Raw genomic sequence first — 15,822 nt, forward strand, 5'->3', positions numbered from 1 at the left:
ATGTTGCAAGGTAAAGCAGCTCTTGTTACAGGAGCGTCAAGGGGGATTGGTCGTGCAATTGCCCTTCAATTAGCAAAAAATGGGGCGAAAGTTGCTGTCAACTATGCAGGAAGTGAAACAAAAGCAAACGAAGTAGTGGATGAAATTAAGTCTTTAGGCGGAGAAGCATTTGCTATTCAAGGAAATGTGAGTGAAATGGATGCTGTACAAGCAATGGTGAAAGAAGTTGTTTCACAATTTGGCTCACTTGATATCTTAGTGAATAATGCCGGCATTACAAGAGATAACTTGTTAATGAGAATGAAGGAAGATGAATGGGACGATGTTATTAATACGAATTTAAAAGGCGTATTTAACTGTACAAAGGCAGTGACAAGACAAATGATGAAACAACGTCAAGGTCGGATTATTAACATTGCTTCCATTGTTGGTGTGGCAGGAAATGCGGGTCAAGCAAATTATGTAGCAGCAAAAGCCGGTGTAATTGGACTAACGAAAACAACAGCAAAAGAACTAGCAAGCCGGAATATTACGGTTAATGCAATTGCTCCAGGTTTTATTGAAACAGATATGACAGGCAAATTAAATGAGGATGTACAAGAAAGCATGCTTTCACAGATTCCGCTTGCACGTTTTGGGAATCCTGATGAAGTAGCAAATCTTGTGAAATTTTTAGCTTCAAATGAAAGCAGTTATATTACAGGCCAAACAATTCATGTAGATGGCGGAATGGTTATGTAATTTATAAAAATTTTTCTAGTTTTTTATAGAAGAATCCACTATAATACTTGAGGGGAGGTGAGAACATGGCAGACGTATTAGAGCGTGTGAAAAAAATCATCGTTGATCGCCTTGGCGTAGATGAGTCTGAAGTTACACCTGAAGCTTCTTTTAAAGATGACTTAGGTGCTGATTCCCTTGATGTTGTAGAATTAGTGATGGAACTTGAAGACGAATTCGATATGGAAATTTCCGATGAAGATGCTGAAAAAATTGGAACTGTTGGCGACGTAATTGATTACATAAACGCCCAGCAATAATTGATAAAGTCCCGTATGTTGTACGGGACTTTCTATCCTTTTAGCACTTTGACAAAATCCTAAGGTTATGTATTAGTATGTGAAGGAACCGTTTTAATTTTCAGGTCGTGGAGGTTACGTATGACAAAACCACAGAAAAATGTTCAAAAATCAAAGAATGGATATCGATATAAACATAAACATTCACGACGTTTTACGATTAGTGCGGAACAAAAAATGAAATTTGAATCATTTCAGCAAAAAATTGATTTTAAATTCCATCAAGAACAGCTGATGATTCAGGCATTCACACATTCATCTTATGTGAATGAGCATCGACGAAAACCTTATGAGGATAACGAACGCTTAGAATTCCTTGGTGATGCGGTATTAGAACTGACAATTTCTCAGTATCTATATAAAAAATATCCACAAATGAGCGAAGGAGAGTTAACGAAGCTTAGAGCTGCTGTTGTTTGTGAAGCATCCCTTGTTCAATTTGCAAATGAATTATCATTTGGAGATCTTGTGTTGCTTGGTAAGGGAGAAGAAATGACAGGTGGTAGAGAACGTCCAGCACTTTTGGCGGATATTTTTGAGGCTTTTATTGGAGCCCTATATTTAGATCAAGGGTTAGAAGCGGTAGTCAGCTTTTTAGAAGTACATGTTTATCCTAAGGTAAATGCGGGTGCTTTTTCTCATGTGATGGATTATAAAAGTCAGCTGCAGGAATTAGTGCAGCGTGAAGGCCTAGGTCAGCTTTATTACCGAATTGTGCAGGAGAAAGGCCCTGCACATAATCGGGAATTTGTATCAACGGTTTCGCTTGATAATCGTGTGTTAGGTGAAGGGCATGGACGATCGAAAAAAGAAGCAGAGCAGGAAGCGGCGCAAAAAGCGCTTGCGGATCTGCGTATAGAAATAAATGAATAAAATAATCCCCCTCTTTAAGGGGGATTATTTTATTCATAATTAATCTTTTATCTTTTATTTAGTCATATAACGGTTTATGATAAAATATAGAAGCCAAAAACATGTTCGGATAATTGGTAGTAATGGATGTAAGGGGGGAAGTATATGTTCCTCAAAAGATTAGATGTTGTAGGATTTAAGTCTTTTGCGGACCGAATTGGGGTTGAATTTGTTCCAGGTGTAACAGCTGTTGTCGGTCCAAATGGAAGTGGAAAAAGTAATATTACAGATGCTATACGTTGGGTATTAGGTGAACAATCAGCCAAATCACTTCGAGGGTCCAAAATGCAGGATATCATTTTTTCAGGAAGTGATTCTCGAAAATCATTAAATTATGCTGAAGTAACATTAACTCTTGATAATCAAAGTAACTATTTGCCGCTTGATTACAATGAAATTAGTGTAACGCGCAAGGTATATCGTTCCGGTGATAGTGAATATTTTATAAATAAGCAATCTTGTCGTTTAAAAGATATTGTTGATCTTTTTATGGATACAGGACTTGGACGAGAATCTTTTTCCATTATTGGTCAAGGTAAAATTGAGGAAATACTAAACAGTAAAGCTGAAGAAAAACGGAAAATTTTTGAAGAAGCAGCAGGGGTATTAAAATATAAACAGCGCAAAGTAAAAGCGGAATTAAAGTTATCAGAAACAGAAGACAATTTACTGCGTGTAGAAGATATCTTATATGAGCTTGAGGACCAAATAGAACCTTTAAAAATACAAGCATCAATTGCAAAAGATTACCTTGAAAAACGTGAAGAATTAGAAAAAATTGAAGTATCGCTTCTTGCATATGAAATTGAAGATTTTCATGAAAAGTGGCAAAAACAATCAAGAGTGCTTGAGGAATTAAAAGAGCAGGAGCTTGATCTCTCAACTTCCATCAAAAAAGGGGAAGCAAAATTAGAAAATAATCGCCATGAACTTCATGTGTTAGATGAATCTATTAATGATTTACAAAACGTTTTACTTCTGACAAGTGAGGAACTTGAAAAGCTGGAAGGAAAAAAAGAAGTACTAAAAGAACGTCAGAAAAATGCAGGGAAAAACCGGGAAGAGCTTTCAGAGCGGCTTCTTCATTTCCAAGCGAAAAAAGACTATTATGAAACAACACTCGAAGAAGAACAACAATGTCTTGTTTCTCAAAAAGACAAATTAGAACAGCTGCATGCTCAATTAGATCAGGAAACAGAAGTATTAACATCTCTTGAGGAAGATGTGGAAGCAGTCATTGATTCTTTAAAATCCGATTATATTGAGTTATTAAATAAACAAGCTGCCCTTAAAAATGAAATTCGTTATTTAAATGAGCAAATCGGACAGCAGGAAAGAAAGTCTGCTCAATTAGATCAAGAATATAAAAACCTTTTACAGCAGCGCAGCGAGCTTCAATCTAAAAAACAAAAAGCTGAACAAAAATTAGCAGAAGTGAAAGTAAAGCTTGAAGATCACTTAAATCGTTATTATGATTTACAGCGCCAACTTGAAAAAACAGAAGAAACTTATCGCAGGAAAGAGTCACAGCTTTATCAAGCATTTCAATATTTGCAGCAAGCACGTTCCCGAAAAGAAGTGCTTGAAGAAATGCAGGAAGATTATGCTGGATTTTATCAAGGGGTTAAAGAGGTTTTAAAAGAACGAGACACCCTTAAAGGAATTGAAGGAGCGGTTGCTGAATTAATTTCTGTTGATAAACAGTATGAAGTGGCGGTTGAAACAGCTTTAGGAGCAGCCATGCAGCATATCGTAGTCGATGATGAAGAAAATGCCCGCCAAGCAATTCGTTATTTAAAGTCACAGCGGTTTGGCCGTGCTACGTTCTTACCTCTATCGGTGATAAAGCCAAGAAAATTATCAGAATTTGAGTTTAATCAACTTCAAAATCATGCGTCATTTATTGGAGCGGCAGCGAATCTAATTACAACAAACGAGCGTTATAAACCAATTATTTCAAACTTATTAGGACATGTTATTGTAACGAAAGATCTAAAAAGTGCAAATGAACTTGCCAAGCTTTTGAAATATCGTTATCGAATCGTGACGCTTGAAGGGGATGTTGTAAACCCTGGTGGTTCAATGACAGGGGGAAGTGTAAAGCAAAGCAAAAATTCACTTTTAAGCAGACAACGAGAACTAGAGACGGTTCAGCATAAATTAGTAGAAATGGAAGAACAAACTCGTCAATTAGAAGAAGTGGTGAAAAAGCTAAAAAGTGAGCTTGAAGAAGGAAGAAGTCAGCTTGAAGTAATGCGTGAGCATGGAGAAACGATTCGCCTTGATGAACAAGACTTTTTAAACGCTGCAAAGGAAGCTGCATTAGAAGAAAAAAGTATGAATGAGCGTTTAATGCTATATGATCGTGAAAAAACTGCCTTTCAATCAGAAAAAGGATCCATTCATAAGCGGCTTAGCGAATTGGAAGAAACGTTATCATGTGTCACTAGGCAAGCGGAAGAAATGGAAGCTGAAATTGAAAGCTTAACCGCAAGAAAAAAATCGCAGCAAACGAACAAAGAAGAAGTCCAGGAGAAAATAACTTTCTTAAAAATTCAAACTGCTGAACAGCAGCAATCTTTTAAAAATCAACAAGAAAAAGTAAGCCGTTTAAAAACTGAACAAAAGGAAATACTGCAGGAGTTATCCTATACAGAAGATTCTCTTCGTTATTTATCAGAGGAAATTAATTCAGAGACATCCAGTGAAGGTGAATTAGAAGAGATGCTTTCAATTAAACGTGCTGAAAAAAATGAAACAGCAAAATTAATTGCAGAAAGACGCGAAAATCGTCTGACTAATCAGCAGAAAATTGAAGATCAAGAACAGGAATTAAAACAAGTCAAACGACAGCAAAAACAAGTTCTTGAAATTGTTCGTCATGAAGAAATAAAATGTAATCGTTTGGATATGGATTTAGAAAATCGATTAAACAAGCTAAGTGAAGAATATGAACTTACATTTGAACGGGCAAAAGAAAAATATCCGCTTATGTTTAGTGCAGAAGAATCTCGAAAACAAGTAAAGCTTCTTAAAATGGCAATTGACGAATTAGGTACTGTGAATTTAGGAGCGATTGATGAATATGAGCGTGTACAGGAACGCTATAATTTTTTAGTGGATCAGCGCGATGATTTGCAGCATGCTAAGGGAACGCTTCACCAAGTTATTGGCGAAATGGATGAAGAGATGAAGAAGCGTTTTGAACAAACATTTTTTGAAATAAGGGAACACTTTCAAATTGTTTTCCAAGAACTGTTTGGTGGAGGACAAGCTGATTTAGCATTAACTGTTCCCGAAGACTTGTTAAACACAGGGGTAGATATTTTGGCGCAGCCTCCGGGGAAAAAACTGCAGCATTTAAACTTATTATCAGGAGGAGAAAGGGCTCTCACAGCGATCGCCTTATTATTTGCTATTTTGAAGGTCCGTCCTGTGCCGTTTTGTGTGCTTGATGAGGTAGAGGCAGCTCTTGACGAAGCGAATGTCGCTCGATTTGCAGGATATTTAAAACGATTTAGTAAAGAAACACAGTTTATTGTTGTAACTCATCGCAAAGGTACCATGGAGGAAGCTGATGTATTATACGGCGTTACCATGCAGGAATCAGGGGTTTCAAAGCTTGTGTCTGTTCGTCTTGAAGAATCTAAACAGTTAGTAAAGTAGGAGCTAAATAAATAATCGTAATAAGGATGTGAAAACATGAGTTTTTTTAAGAAGTTAAAAGAAAAATTTACGACGCAAACAGATGCTGTAACAGAAAAATTTAAAGATGGTTTATCAAAAACGAGAGATTCATTTGCAGGAAAGGTAAATAACCTTGTTAAACGCTACCGTAAAGTAGATGAGGAGTTTTTTGAAGAGCTTGAGGAAATTTTAATTAGTGCAGATGTTGGTGTAGTTACAGTTATGGACTTAATTGATTTATTAAAAGATGAAGCACGGACAAAAAATATTCAAGACACAAAAGAATTACAATCTGTTATTTCAGAAAAACTGGCAGAACTTCTTCATAAGGAAGAAGAGGATAGTACCCTTAATATCCAACAAAATGAAATGACTGTTATTTTGTTTGTTGGGGTAAACGGGGTAGGGAAAACAACCACAATTGGTAAGCTTGCCCATAAACTAAAATCGGAAGGGAAATCGGTTTTATTAGCAGCTGGGGATACGTTTCGAGCGGGTGCTATTGAACAGCTTGCCGTGTGGGGAGAGCGAGTTGGGGTAGATGTTATTAAACACCAAGAAGGGTCTGACCCAGCAGCTGTTATATTTGACGCGGTTCAATCAGCTCGTTCAAAAAACGTTGATGTACTTTTGTGTGATACAGCGGGCCGTTTGCAAAATAAAGTAAACTTAATGAAAGAACTTGAAAAAGTAAAACGTGTTATTTCCCGAGAAATTCCATCTGCCCCTCATGAAGTACTGCTTGTATTAGATGCTACAACAGGACAAAATGCGATGAGTCAAGCCAAAACGTTTAGTGAATCAACCGATGTATCAGGTATTGTCTTAACAAAGTTAGATGGAACAGCCAAAGGGGGAATTGTCCTCGGTATTCGTCACGAGTTAGATATTCCTGTAAAGCTTGTTGGTCTTGGAGAAAAAGTGGATGATTTGCAAGAATTTGATGCTGAAAAATTTGTATACGGACTTTTTTCTGAGTTAATTGAAGAAGATACAAATGAGTGAGAGTTGAACGAAAGTAGAAGGTGAGCAGCATAAAAAAGCCGCTCATCTTTTTATTCATGCGACAAATCATAAGTTCTCATCCTATAAAAAAGATGTTAAGAAAAAAACTTGACAAATCCTTCTCAACTCTGTACTATGTAATAATGTAAAGGCGATTCACTTAACAAGGGGCTGACGCCATGTTAGAAAAGACAACGAGAATAAACTATTTATTTGATTTTTATCAAGCACTGCTTACGCCAAAACAGCGTAATTATATGTCGTTGTATTATCTGGATGATTACTCCCTTGGCGAAATTGCGGAAGAGTTTCAAGTAAGTCGTCAAGCTGTATATGACAATATAAAGCGAACTGAAGCAATGCTTGAAGAATATGAGCGAAAACTTCTTCTCTTTAAAAAGTTTGAAAAGAGAAAAAAGTTAGTTATTGAATTGAAACAACTACTAGTAAATCAAGAGAGCTATTCAAGCGAACTTCGTGAAGTAATAGACACTCTTGAAAAGCTGGATTAGGAGGCGGCATAGCTTATGGCATTTGAAGGTTTAGCCGACCGACTGCAAGGTACGCTGCAGAGAATTCGCGGCAAAGGAAAAGTGACTGAGGCCGATGTAAATGAAATGATGCGCGAGGTGCGGCTTGCACTGCTCGAAGCAGACGTAAACTTTAAAGTTGTTAAAAGTTTTATTAAAAATGTTAAAGAGCGTGCAATCGGACAAGAAGTTTTTCAAAGTTTAACACCAGGACAACAAGTTATTAAAGTTGTACATGAAGAGTTAAAAACACTGATGGGTGGAGAGCAAAGTAAAATTGCTGTCTCAAACCGTCCTCCAACTGTTATTATGATGGTTGGTTTGCAGGGGGCAGGTAAAACGACAACAACCGGAAAACTTGCAAATCATTTGCGCAAAAAACATAATCGCCGTCCTCTTTTAGTTGCTGCAGATATTTATCGTCCAGCGGCAATTGACCAACTTCAAACATTGGGTAAACAGTTAAGCTTACCAGTGTTCTCATTAGGGGATCAAGTAAGCCCTGTCGAAATTGCAAAACAGGCGCTTGAAAGGGCAAAAGAAGAGCATCATGATTATGTACTTATTGATACAGCGGGTAGACTTCATATCGATGAAGATTTGATGAAAGAACTTCAAGATATTAAAGAGTTATCAAATCCGAATGAAATCTTTTTAGTTGTCGATGCAATGACCGGTCAAGATGCAGTAAATGTTGCTGAAAGCTTCAATGAGCAGTTAGAATTGACGGGTGTTGTGCTTACGAAACTTGATGGCGATACTCGAGGTGGGGCAGCCTTATCAATAAAATCAGTAACAGACACACCGATTAAATTCGTTGGTATGGGTGAAAAGATGGATGCATTAGAACCATTTCATCCTGAGCGAATGGCTTCCAGAATTTTAGGGATGGGTGATGTTTTAACATTAATTGAAAAAGCTCAAGCCTCTGTGGATGAAGAAAAAGCAAAAGAGCTTGAACAGAAAATGCGTACAATGAGCTTTACGTTTGATGATTTTCTTGATCAGTTAGGTCAAGTTCGCAGCATGGGACCGCTCGAAGATTTAATTGGTATGCTTCCTGGTGCGAATAAGATGAAGGGCCTAAAAAACGTTAATATTGATGAAAAGCAAATTAGTCATGTGGAAGCCATTATTCAATCGATGACAAAAGAAGAAAAACAGCATCCTGAAATGATTAACGGAAGCCGTAAGAAGCGTATTGCTAAAGGAAGCGGTACTTCTGTTCAAGAGGTAAATCGGTTGTTAAAGCAATTTGAAGATATGAAAAAAATGATGAAACAAATGACAAGTATGTCAAAAGGAAAAGGTAAGAAAAAAGGCGGATTTAACCTTCCGTTTATGTAATGTTTCTTATTTCGTTATTTACTAAAGGCGAAATTTGTGATATAATAAAAATTTGTGTAGTTATTTTAAAGGAGGAAATATAAATGTCAGTAAAAATTCGTTTAAAACGTATGGGTGCAAAAAAATCTCCATTCTACCGTGTAGTGGTTGCTGATTCTCGTGCTCCACGTGATGGCCGCTTCATCGAAGAGGTAGGTTACTATAATCCAGTAGCAAATCCAGTGGAAGTTAAAATTGATGAAGAGAAAGCTCTTCAATGGATGCTAAATGGAGCAAAACCATCTGATACAGTGCGTAACTTATTTTCAAAAGCTGGTCTTATGGAAAAGCTTCACAACACAAAAAATCAAAAATAATTAGACAAATGTAAGGTGGCTATCAGATGAAAGGATTAATTGAAACGATTGTCAAGCCATTGGTAGACCATCCTGAAGAAGTGCGTATTGAAGAGAAGATGTCTGAACAATCCATTACGTATCAACTCTATTTTCATCAAGAGGATGTAGGGAAGGTAATTGGTAAGCAAGGAAAGGTTGCAAAGGCAATTCGAACAGTTGTGTATGCAGCAGCATCGAATCAAAACAAGCGCATTTATTTGGAAATTATGTAAGAAGGGGGAGGGGCTAACCTCTCCTTTTTTTATACCCAAAAATATAACAAGTAACAAAGAGCGGGTATTATTATTTTTTTCAGCACTCGCTCATCTGTGGAGGTGAGCATTTGAAAATTATTAAAGCTGTTTTAGTAAAACGAGTATTAACTGAAAAAAGTAAAGAAACCATGTTAACAAGTTTTGAAAGTGAAAGAAACAAGTTGAATTTAGCTTGTAAACAGCTGGAATTTGAAAAACGAAAAGTGTTAAAAAGGCAGCCGAATCAATATGACGTGGTTATTAATCGGTTTGAAGAAGAATTAAATTCACGTCGTAAGCGAATTGAGCAGCTTGAGTTTGAAATTGAACAACTGCAAATACTACCATTAGGCACGGAACTTCAGGCGAAAAAAATTCAAGCAATTGAAGAAGTAGAAATCGGTGATGATTGGGAGAGGTTAACTGCTCCTTCTGAAATTATCATTAAAGATGGAATTGTAGTAGAAATTCGTTAAACACTTTATTAAATAAGAAATTGAGCAAGGAGGGGTTTTTTTGAAGTGGTTTAATGTTGGTAAGATTGTTAATACACACGGAGTAAGAGGAGAAGTTCGCGTTATTTCTAAGACTGACTTTCCAGAAGTTCGTTATCAAAAAGGAAATGTCTTATATTTAGAACAAGCTGAGCGGCGTGAAAAGCTTCCTCTCACTATTACGAGTTATCGGAAACATAAGCAGTTTGATTTATTAACATTTCAAGGATATGAAAACATTAATGAAGTGGAAGCGTTTAAAGGTGGATTGCTTAAAATTTCGGAAGAACAGCTAAATGAAGATCATCTGGATGAAGGGGAATTTTTCTATCATCAAATTATTGGCTGTACTGTTTTTACGGATGAAGGGGAAGAGCTTGGGAAAATCACTGAAATTTTATCTCCTGGTGCGAACGATGTTTGGGTGATCCAATCAAAAAAATCTAAAAAACAGCTCCTTATTCCTTATATTGATGAAGTTGTAAAAGAGGTAAACATCAATGAAGGAAAAATTATTATTCATGTAATGGAAGGGCTGCTCGAATGAAAATTGATGTATTAACACTGTTTCCTGAAATGTTTGACGGAGTATTTAATGGATCAATCCTAAAGAAGGCACAGGAAAAGGGAGCTGTATCTTATAATGTTGTAAACTTTAGAGATTATACATTAAATAAGCATAATAAGGTTGATGATTACCCTTATGGTGGGGGGGCGGGAATGGTGCTTGCTCCACAACCAATATTTGATGCAGTTGATGATCTGCAGAAGGCTGAAAATGCTCGGATTATTTTAATGTGCCCTCAAGGTGAGCGATTTACGCAAAAGAAAGCGGAAGAGCTTGCTGAGGAAGAGCATTTAATTTTTATTTGTGGTCATTATGAAGGTTATGATGAACGGATTAGAGAGGCTCTTGTAACGGACGAAATCTCGATTGGTGATTTTGTGTTAACAGGCGGTGAACTGGCCAGTATGGTTATTGTGGATAGTGTTACACGCTTATTGCCTGGGGTGCTTGGCAATGAAGAGTCTCCTGTTAAAGACTCGTTTAGTACGGGATTATTAGAGCATCCTCAGTATACAAGGCCAGCGGAATACAGAGGGATGAAAGTTCCTGAAGTATTAACGTCAGGTAATCATGCTCATATTGAAGAGTGGCGCCGCTATCAATCGTTAAAGCGTACATGGGAGCGCCGACCAGATTTATTAAAAGATTGTGAGTTAACAGAGGAAGAAAAAAAATGGATTCAACAATTTGAATTAGAAAAAAAATAATTTGATTGTTGCTAGAGTTTTCTATTTATGCTATGATTATTTTTGTGGCTAACGCCAGTATTACGATGTTCCGCTGCAATGATAGCAAAGCATATGCAAGAACATTTGTATGGAAGGAGGGTATACCTGATGAGTCAACAAATTATTGAAGCAATTACTAAAGATCAACTTAAAACAGATCTTCCTGCATTTCGTCCAGGAGATACAGTACGTGTACACGTTAAAGTTGTTGAAGGTACGCGTGAGCGTATTCAGGTATTTGAAGGCGTGGTAATCAAACGTCGCGGTGGTGGAATCAGCGAAACATTCACAGCTCGTAAAGTATCTTACGGTGTTGGTGTTGAGCGTACATTCCCTGTACATTCACCACGTATTGATAAAATTGATGTAGTTCGCCGTGGTAAAGTTCGTCGTGCGAAACTTTATTACTTACGTGCACTTCGCGGTAAAGCTGCTCGTATTAAAGAAATTCGATAATCAAGAAAAAGAAGCTTGGGAACCAGGCTTCTTTTTTTCACTTTAAGATTGTAATACAAAAGAAGGTGATGTAATCATGACAATACAATGGTTTCCTGGTCATATGGCCAAAGCAAGACGTGAGATTACAGAAAAGCTTAAACTAATTGATGTCGTCATTGAATTAGTTGATGCACGTATTCCGATCTCGTCACGAAACCCAATGATTGATGAGATTGTTAAAAATAAACCGAGGCTTGTCCTTTTAAATAAAGCCGATATGGCGGATCCCTCTTTGACGAAGGAATGGCAGCGATATTTTGAAGAGAAAAATATGAAAGCTATTGCTATTAACTCACAAACAGGGCAAGGTGTTCAGAAAATTCCGTTAGCAGCAAAAGAACTAATGAAAGATAAACTTAATAAAATCATTGAAAAAGGGATGAAACCAAGAGCAATTCGTGCTCTAATTTTAGGAATTCCTAACGTAGGAAAATCTACGTTAATTAATCGATTAGCTAATAAAAAAATTGCAAAAACTGGAGATCGACCAGGAATTACAAAGCAGCAGCAGTGGATTAAAGTTGGGAAAGACTTAGAGCTGTTAGATACACCAGGAATTCTGTGGCCGAAATTTGAAGATCAAATCATTGGGCTCCGATTAGCGGCAACAGGGGCAATAAAAGATGAAATTTTGGACTTTCAAGAAGTGGCTGTATTTGTGCTTCGCTTTTTACAGGAACGCTATCCGGATCGTCTAAAAGAACGCTATCGAATTGAAGAGATTCCAGAAGATGTGATTGAGCTTTTTGACGAAATTGGAAAAAAGCGCGGTTTTTTAATGAGCGGCGGCTTTATTGATTATGATAAAACAGCAGAAGTTATCTTAAGAGAGCTTCGTTCAGAAAAATTAGGTGCGTTAACATTTGAAAAACCGAGTGATTTTTAACAAAAAGGCAGGCATTCATGCGTGCCTTTTTGTTATACTCAAATTACAAAAGATTATTAATAAAGCGGAAAGTGATGAGTGTATGAAACTAACATCCATTAAAGAAATTGAACAAGCATTGACTGCAGAAAGTCTTTCAATAGAAGAAATTGAATCATTAAAACAAGATCGTCGAAAAGGAGTTCAGCGTCTCCTTACAAAGTGGCAGAAACAGCAAAACGAGTTAGAAAATATAAAAAGAATGTTTGAGGACATGTCAGTCTATGAAAAAGACTTGAAGCTGCAGGGAAAGCAGTTTATTGCCGGAGTAGACGAAGTAGGACGGGGGCCTCTCGCTGGACCTGTTGTGACCGCCGCGGTTATTTTACCTAATGAGCCGATATTAGGATTAAATGATTCTAAAAAACTCTCTAAATCGAGACGGGAAGAATTGTATAAACAAATTAAAAATCAAGCAGTGGCAATTGGTATCGGAATTATGTCAGCAAAAGAAATTGACCAACATAATATTTATCAGGCTACAAAAAAGGCAATGGTACAAGCTGTCAATAACTTAACAATAAAGCCGGATCATTTGTTAATTGATGCAATGGAACTGCCTCTTCCTATCTCGCAAACATCCATCATTAAAGGGGATGCGAACAGTATTTCGATTGCAGCAGCATCAATTGTTGCTAAAGTAACCAGAGATAAGATCATGGAAGAATTATCACAAACCTATCCTCAATACGGCTTTGAAAAAAATGCAGGCTACGGTACAAAAGAACATTTAAACGCCTTGTATAAATATGGCGTAACAGAAGAACACCGTAAAACATTTTCTCCAGTCAAAGAAATGATAACATTAGATTAGGTGATTGTTTATGAATATAAATCAAGCGGCTTTACAGCTGTTTCATAGTTATGGACATCAAAAAGTGAGCTTAAGTGAAGGACAGCTGTTTGTCGGAAAGGTTACTAAGCTGTTTTCAGGAGGATTCGCGCAGTTAGAAGCTGTTAATATGAAATTGACTGCTAAACTTGAGATTCCTCTTTCAGCAGGTAAAAGCTACTTATTTCAAGTAGAAAAATTAGATGAGATGCCTCATTTAAAACTAGTAGAGGCAAGAGGAGCTTTTAGTAGTTATAACGATGCTACTATTATTTCCAAAGTCATATTGCGACAGCTTTCACTTTCTTCTTCTGGACAAAATATTCAATTTGTCCGCCGGTTATTAGATGAAGGGCTTCCAATATCAAAATCTCTTTTAACGAGCAGCATTCAATGGTTTAACAATGGAGAAATAACAACACATGAAATGGCAGCTGTTAAAACACTTGTACAACATCAATTACCATTGACTGAACAAACATTTAAAGCTATTCTTATTTTATTTTCAAAGGAATCATTAACAAGCTTATTAACTGATTTATCTAGAGTGATAGAAGAAGCTGAGCCTTCAAGCGTAAATGTAGAAAAAGTACAACAAGTAATACGTCAATTGCTTGAGCTTACACGGAACGTTAAAGAAGAATTAGCAGTAAACGATTCAAAAGGACCACAATCTTCACCTTTTCTTCTGTTAAAACAGCTTATTCATTTGCTTGGTGTAAATTATGAAAATGCGGTGCATCGCTTTTCGCTTCAAACAATGTCGTCTAAAAATTTTGAAGAAGAATTGCACACTTTAAAGCCTTTACTATTGAATATACTAAACGAAGAGTCTTCTTCTCCACTTAAGATGATGGCAGAACAAGTTGTCAATCGGTTAACAGGAATTCAGCTTGCTAATTATGAAGATTTTCTCCAAACTATTCTTTTTCAAATTCCTTTTGGAGATAAAACACTTAATCAAGATGCTGTTATTCAATGGCAGGATAAGAAGAAAAATGGAAAAATTGATGCAGATTTTTGTAGAATATTATTTCATTTAACCCTTAAAAATTTAAAGGAAACAGTTGTTGATGTTCAAGTTCAAAATAGAATAGTGTCTATTCAAATTTATACAGAGCATAAAATGGCGGTAGAAACCGTAAATGTATTATCAGGATTATTAAAGAAACAGTTAGCAAATTTCAATTATCACTTGTCACATGTTAAATTTGTAGAACCAGTTAAGAAAAAAAGTTTTCATAGTCCTTCTCTTCATGAGAAGTTATTTCACTCTTATAAAGGGGTTGACATACAAGTATGACTCCTAAAAAGGTAGAGAAAAATGCTGTTGCCCTTTCATATGATGAAGCATATGCTCCGGCTCCTAAAGTCATTGCGAAAGGACAAGGAAAAATAGCAGATCAAATTTTAAAAACCGCAAAAGAAAATAATATTCCCATTCAGGAGGATCAATCGCTTGTTGAACTGCTTCAACAATTAAACATTAATGAAACAATTCCTGAAGATTTATATGAAGCGGTGGCCGAAATATTTGCTTTTATATATAAGCTTGATCAAAATTTAAAATAAAAGATATAAAAATGATGAGGACCCCGAAATAAGTTAAGGATATATAGTAGAAAACCTCGTTAAATTGGATAGGCTATACTTATAACCAGTTTAAGGAGTGTTTAAAATAGAGTGAAAGAATACGAGGATCTAGAGGTGAAGATCAAACTGCATGAGGAAGAGATAGCCGAAGAATTTGGCGTCTTTCACAGTGTATCATTAAGAGATTTTTTTACGTATTGGCTGTTAAAAAAAGCAGAAGAAGAAAGAGAGAACGATCTAAACAAAAAAGAAGAATAAGCGCTGTGCTTATTCTTCTTTTTTACGTTAGCATCACAACTAAAACTTTGTCGAAAAAAAAAAGATAGAACTGCAAGCGGAGACTTAAAAGAGATTTGTCGAATTAACAGTGAGAGTGGACAATAGTGAAGTTGACATATACAATAATACTATCGTCTAATTATTTAGTTTTTTTAAAAAAGTTAGGAGGATGGCGAATGAATATCCATGAATATCAAGGGAAAGAAATCCTGAGAAAATATGGAGCAACTGTTCCAAATGGTAAGGTTGCGTTTTCTCCAGAGGAAGCGGTGGATGCTGCCAAAGAATTAGATTCAAACGTGTATGTCGTGAAAGCTCAAATTCATGCTGGCGGCCGCGGAAAAGCAGGTGGTGTAAAAATCGCCAAAACTCTTGATGAAGTACGTACATATGCAAAAGAATTAATAGGTCAAACGTTAGTGACCCACCAAACTGGACCAGAAGGAAAAGAAGTAAAGCGTTTACTCATTGAAGAGGGATGCGATATAAAAAAAGAATATTATATCGGGCTTGTATTAGACCGAGCTGTATCCCGTATTGTTCTAATGGGATCTGAAGAAGGCGGCACAGAAATTGAAGAAGTGGCTGAAAAAACACCGGAAAAAATCTTTAAAGAAGAAATTGATCCGGCTGTCGGCTTACAAGGTTATCAAGCGCGCCGTTTAGCGTTTAACATTAACATTCCAAAAGAACTTGTTAATAAAGCGGTAAAAT

At 36.5% G+C, this 15,822-nt stretch carries 19 protein-coding genes; all 19 read left to right on the plus strand.

The features are described 5' to 3' along the window. Entirely contained in the window at positions 1–741 is a 741-nt protein-coding gene (fabG, locus tag DS031_RS21790; RefSeq protein WP_113808283.1) for a 3-oxoacyl-[acyl-carrier-protein] reductase, read from the plus strand. Positions 742–806: 65 nt separating this feature from the next. Then, positions 807–1,040: an acyl carrier protein gene (acpP, locus tag DS031_RS21795; RefSeq protein ID WP_113808284.1), complete on the plus strand. Its 234-nt coding sequence runs from the start codon at positions 807–809 to the stop codon at positions 1,038–1,040. A gap of 216 nt (positions 1,041–1,256) precedes the next feature. Beyond that, positions 1,257–1,952, plus strand: coding sequence for a ribonuclease III (gene rnc, locus DS031_RS21800; RefSeq protein WP_245947609.1), 696 nt, complete (start codon positions 1,257–1,259; stop codon positions 1,950–1,952). Between the two features lie 144 nt (positions 1,953–2,096). Beyond that, the gene (smc, locus tag DS031_RS21805) at positions 2,097–5,657 is read left to right on the plus strand and encodes a chromosome segregation protein SMC (protein ID WP_113808286.1); all 3,561 of its coding nucleotides are present in this window, start codon (positions 2,097–2,099) and stop codon (positions 5,655–5,657) included. Positions 5,658–5,693: 36 nt separating this feature from the next. Next, on the plus strand, positions 5,694–6,683 hold the full coding sequence (gene ftsY / locus DS031_RS21810; RefSeq protein WP_113808287.1) for a signal recognition particle-docking protein FtsY: 990 nt from the start codon (positions 5,694–5,696) through the stop codon (positions 6,681–6,683). A 179-nt stretch (positions 6,684–6,862) separates the two neighbouring features. Next, entirely contained in the window at positions 6,863–7,195 is a 333-nt protein-coding gene (locus tag DS031_RS21815) for a putative DNA-binding protein (protein ID WP_113808288.1), read from the plus strand. A gap of 15 nt (positions 7,196–7,210) precedes the next feature. After that, the gene (gene ffh, locus DS031_RS21820; protein WP_113808289.1) at positions 7,211–8,560 is read left to right on the plus strand and encodes a signal recognition particle protein; all 1,350 of its coding nucleotides are present in this window, start codon (positions 7,211–7,213) and stop codon (positions 8,558–8,560) included. 83 nt (positions 8,561–8,643) lie between these two features. Continuing rightward, positions 8,644–8,916 (plus strand): 30S ribosomal protein S16, encoded by a 273-nt coding sequence (gene rpsP / locus DS031_RS21825; protein WP_113808290.1) that lies wholly within the window; start codon positions 8,644–8,646, stop codon positions 8,914–8,916. A gap of 26 nt (positions 8,917–8,942) precedes the next feature. Continuing rightward, the gene (locus tag DS031_RS21830) at positions 8,943–9,170 is read left to right on the plus strand and encodes a KH domain-containing protein (RefSeq protein ID WP_113808291.1); all 228 of its coding nucleotides are present in this window, start codon (positions 8,943–8,945) and stop codon (positions 9,168–9,170) included. A 110-nt stretch (positions 9,171–9,280) separates the two neighbouring features. After that, positions 9,281–9,667: a YlqD family protein gene (locus DS031_RS21835; RefSeq protein ID WP_181833285.1), complete on the plus strand. Its 387-nt coding sequence runs from the start codon at positions 9,281–9,283 to the stop codon at positions 9,665–9,667. 40 nt (positions 9,668–9,707) lie between these two features. Continuing rightward, positions 9,708–10,232 (plus strand): ribosome maturation factor RimM, encoded by a 525-nt coding sequence (gene rimM / locus DS031_RS21840; RefSeq protein ID WP_113808293.1) that lies wholly within the window; start codon positions 9,708–9,710, stop codon positions 10,230–10,232. Next, on the plus strand, positions 10,229–10,960 hold the full coding sequence (trmD, locus tag DS031_RS21845; RefSeq protein ID WP_113808294.1) for a tRNA (guanosine(37)-N1)-methyltransferase TrmD: 732 nt from the start codon (positions 10,229–10,231) through the stop codon (positions 10,958–10,960). The genes rimM and trmD overlap by 4 nt, the downstream gene beginning before the upstream one ends. A 129-nt stretch (positions 10,961–11,089) precedes the next feature. Beyond that, a complete protein-coding gene (gene rplS, locus DS031_RS21850; RefSeq protein ID WP_113808295.1) occupies positions 11,090–11,437 on the plus strand; it encodes a 50S ribosomal protein L19 in 348 nt (115 codons plus the stop codon). Between the two features lie 76 nt (positions 11,438–11,513). Beyond that, positions 11,514–12,365: a ribosome biogenesis GTPase YlqF gene (ylqF, locus tag DS031_RS21855; protein ID WP_113808296.1), complete on the plus strand. Its 852-nt coding sequence runs from the start codon at positions 11,514–11,516 to the stop codon at positions 12,363–12,365. Positions 12,366–12,447: 82 nt separating this feature from the next. Continuing rightward, positions 12,448–13,218 carry a ribonuclease HII gene (locus DS031_RS21860; RefSeq protein ID WP_113808301.1) on the plus strand — a complete coding sequence of 257 codons (771 nt, stop codon included), beginning with the start codon at positions 12,448–12,450 and terminating at the stop codon, positions 13,216–13,218. 10 nt (positions 13,219–13,228) lie between these two features. Continuing rightward, on the plus strand, positions 13,229–14,539 hold the full coding sequence (locus DS031_RS21865; RefSeq protein WP_113808297.1) for a hypothetical protein: 1,311 nt from the start codon (positions 13,229–13,231) through the stop codon (positions 14,537–14,539). Beyond that, positions 14,536–14,808, plus strand: a complete 273-nt coding sequence (locus tag DS031_RS21870) for an EscU/YscU/HrcU family type III secretion system export apparatus switch protein (protein WP_113808298.1) — start codon at positions 14,536–14,538, stop codon at positions 14,806–14,808. Before DS031_RS21865 ends, DS031_RS21870 begins: the two co-directional genes overlap by 4 nt. Positions 14,809–14,919: 111 nt before the next feature. Further along, entirely contained in the window at positions 14,920–15,087 is a 168-nt protein-coding gene (locus DS031_RS23905) for a hypothetical protein (protein ID WP_181833286.1), read from the plus strand. Positions 15,088–15,284: 197 nt separating this feature from the next. After that, positions 15,285–15,822 (plus strand): ATP-grasp domain-containing protein (locus tag DS031_RS21875; protein WP_181833287.1); only part of this gene is annotated, 538 nt, incomplete at its 3' end.

It is taken from the genome of Bacillus taeanensis (assembly GCF_003318295.1).
In the GTDB taxonomy this organism is placed as follows: Bacteria; Bacillota; Bacilli; order Bacillales; family UBA6769; genus Maribacillus; species Maribacillus taeanensis.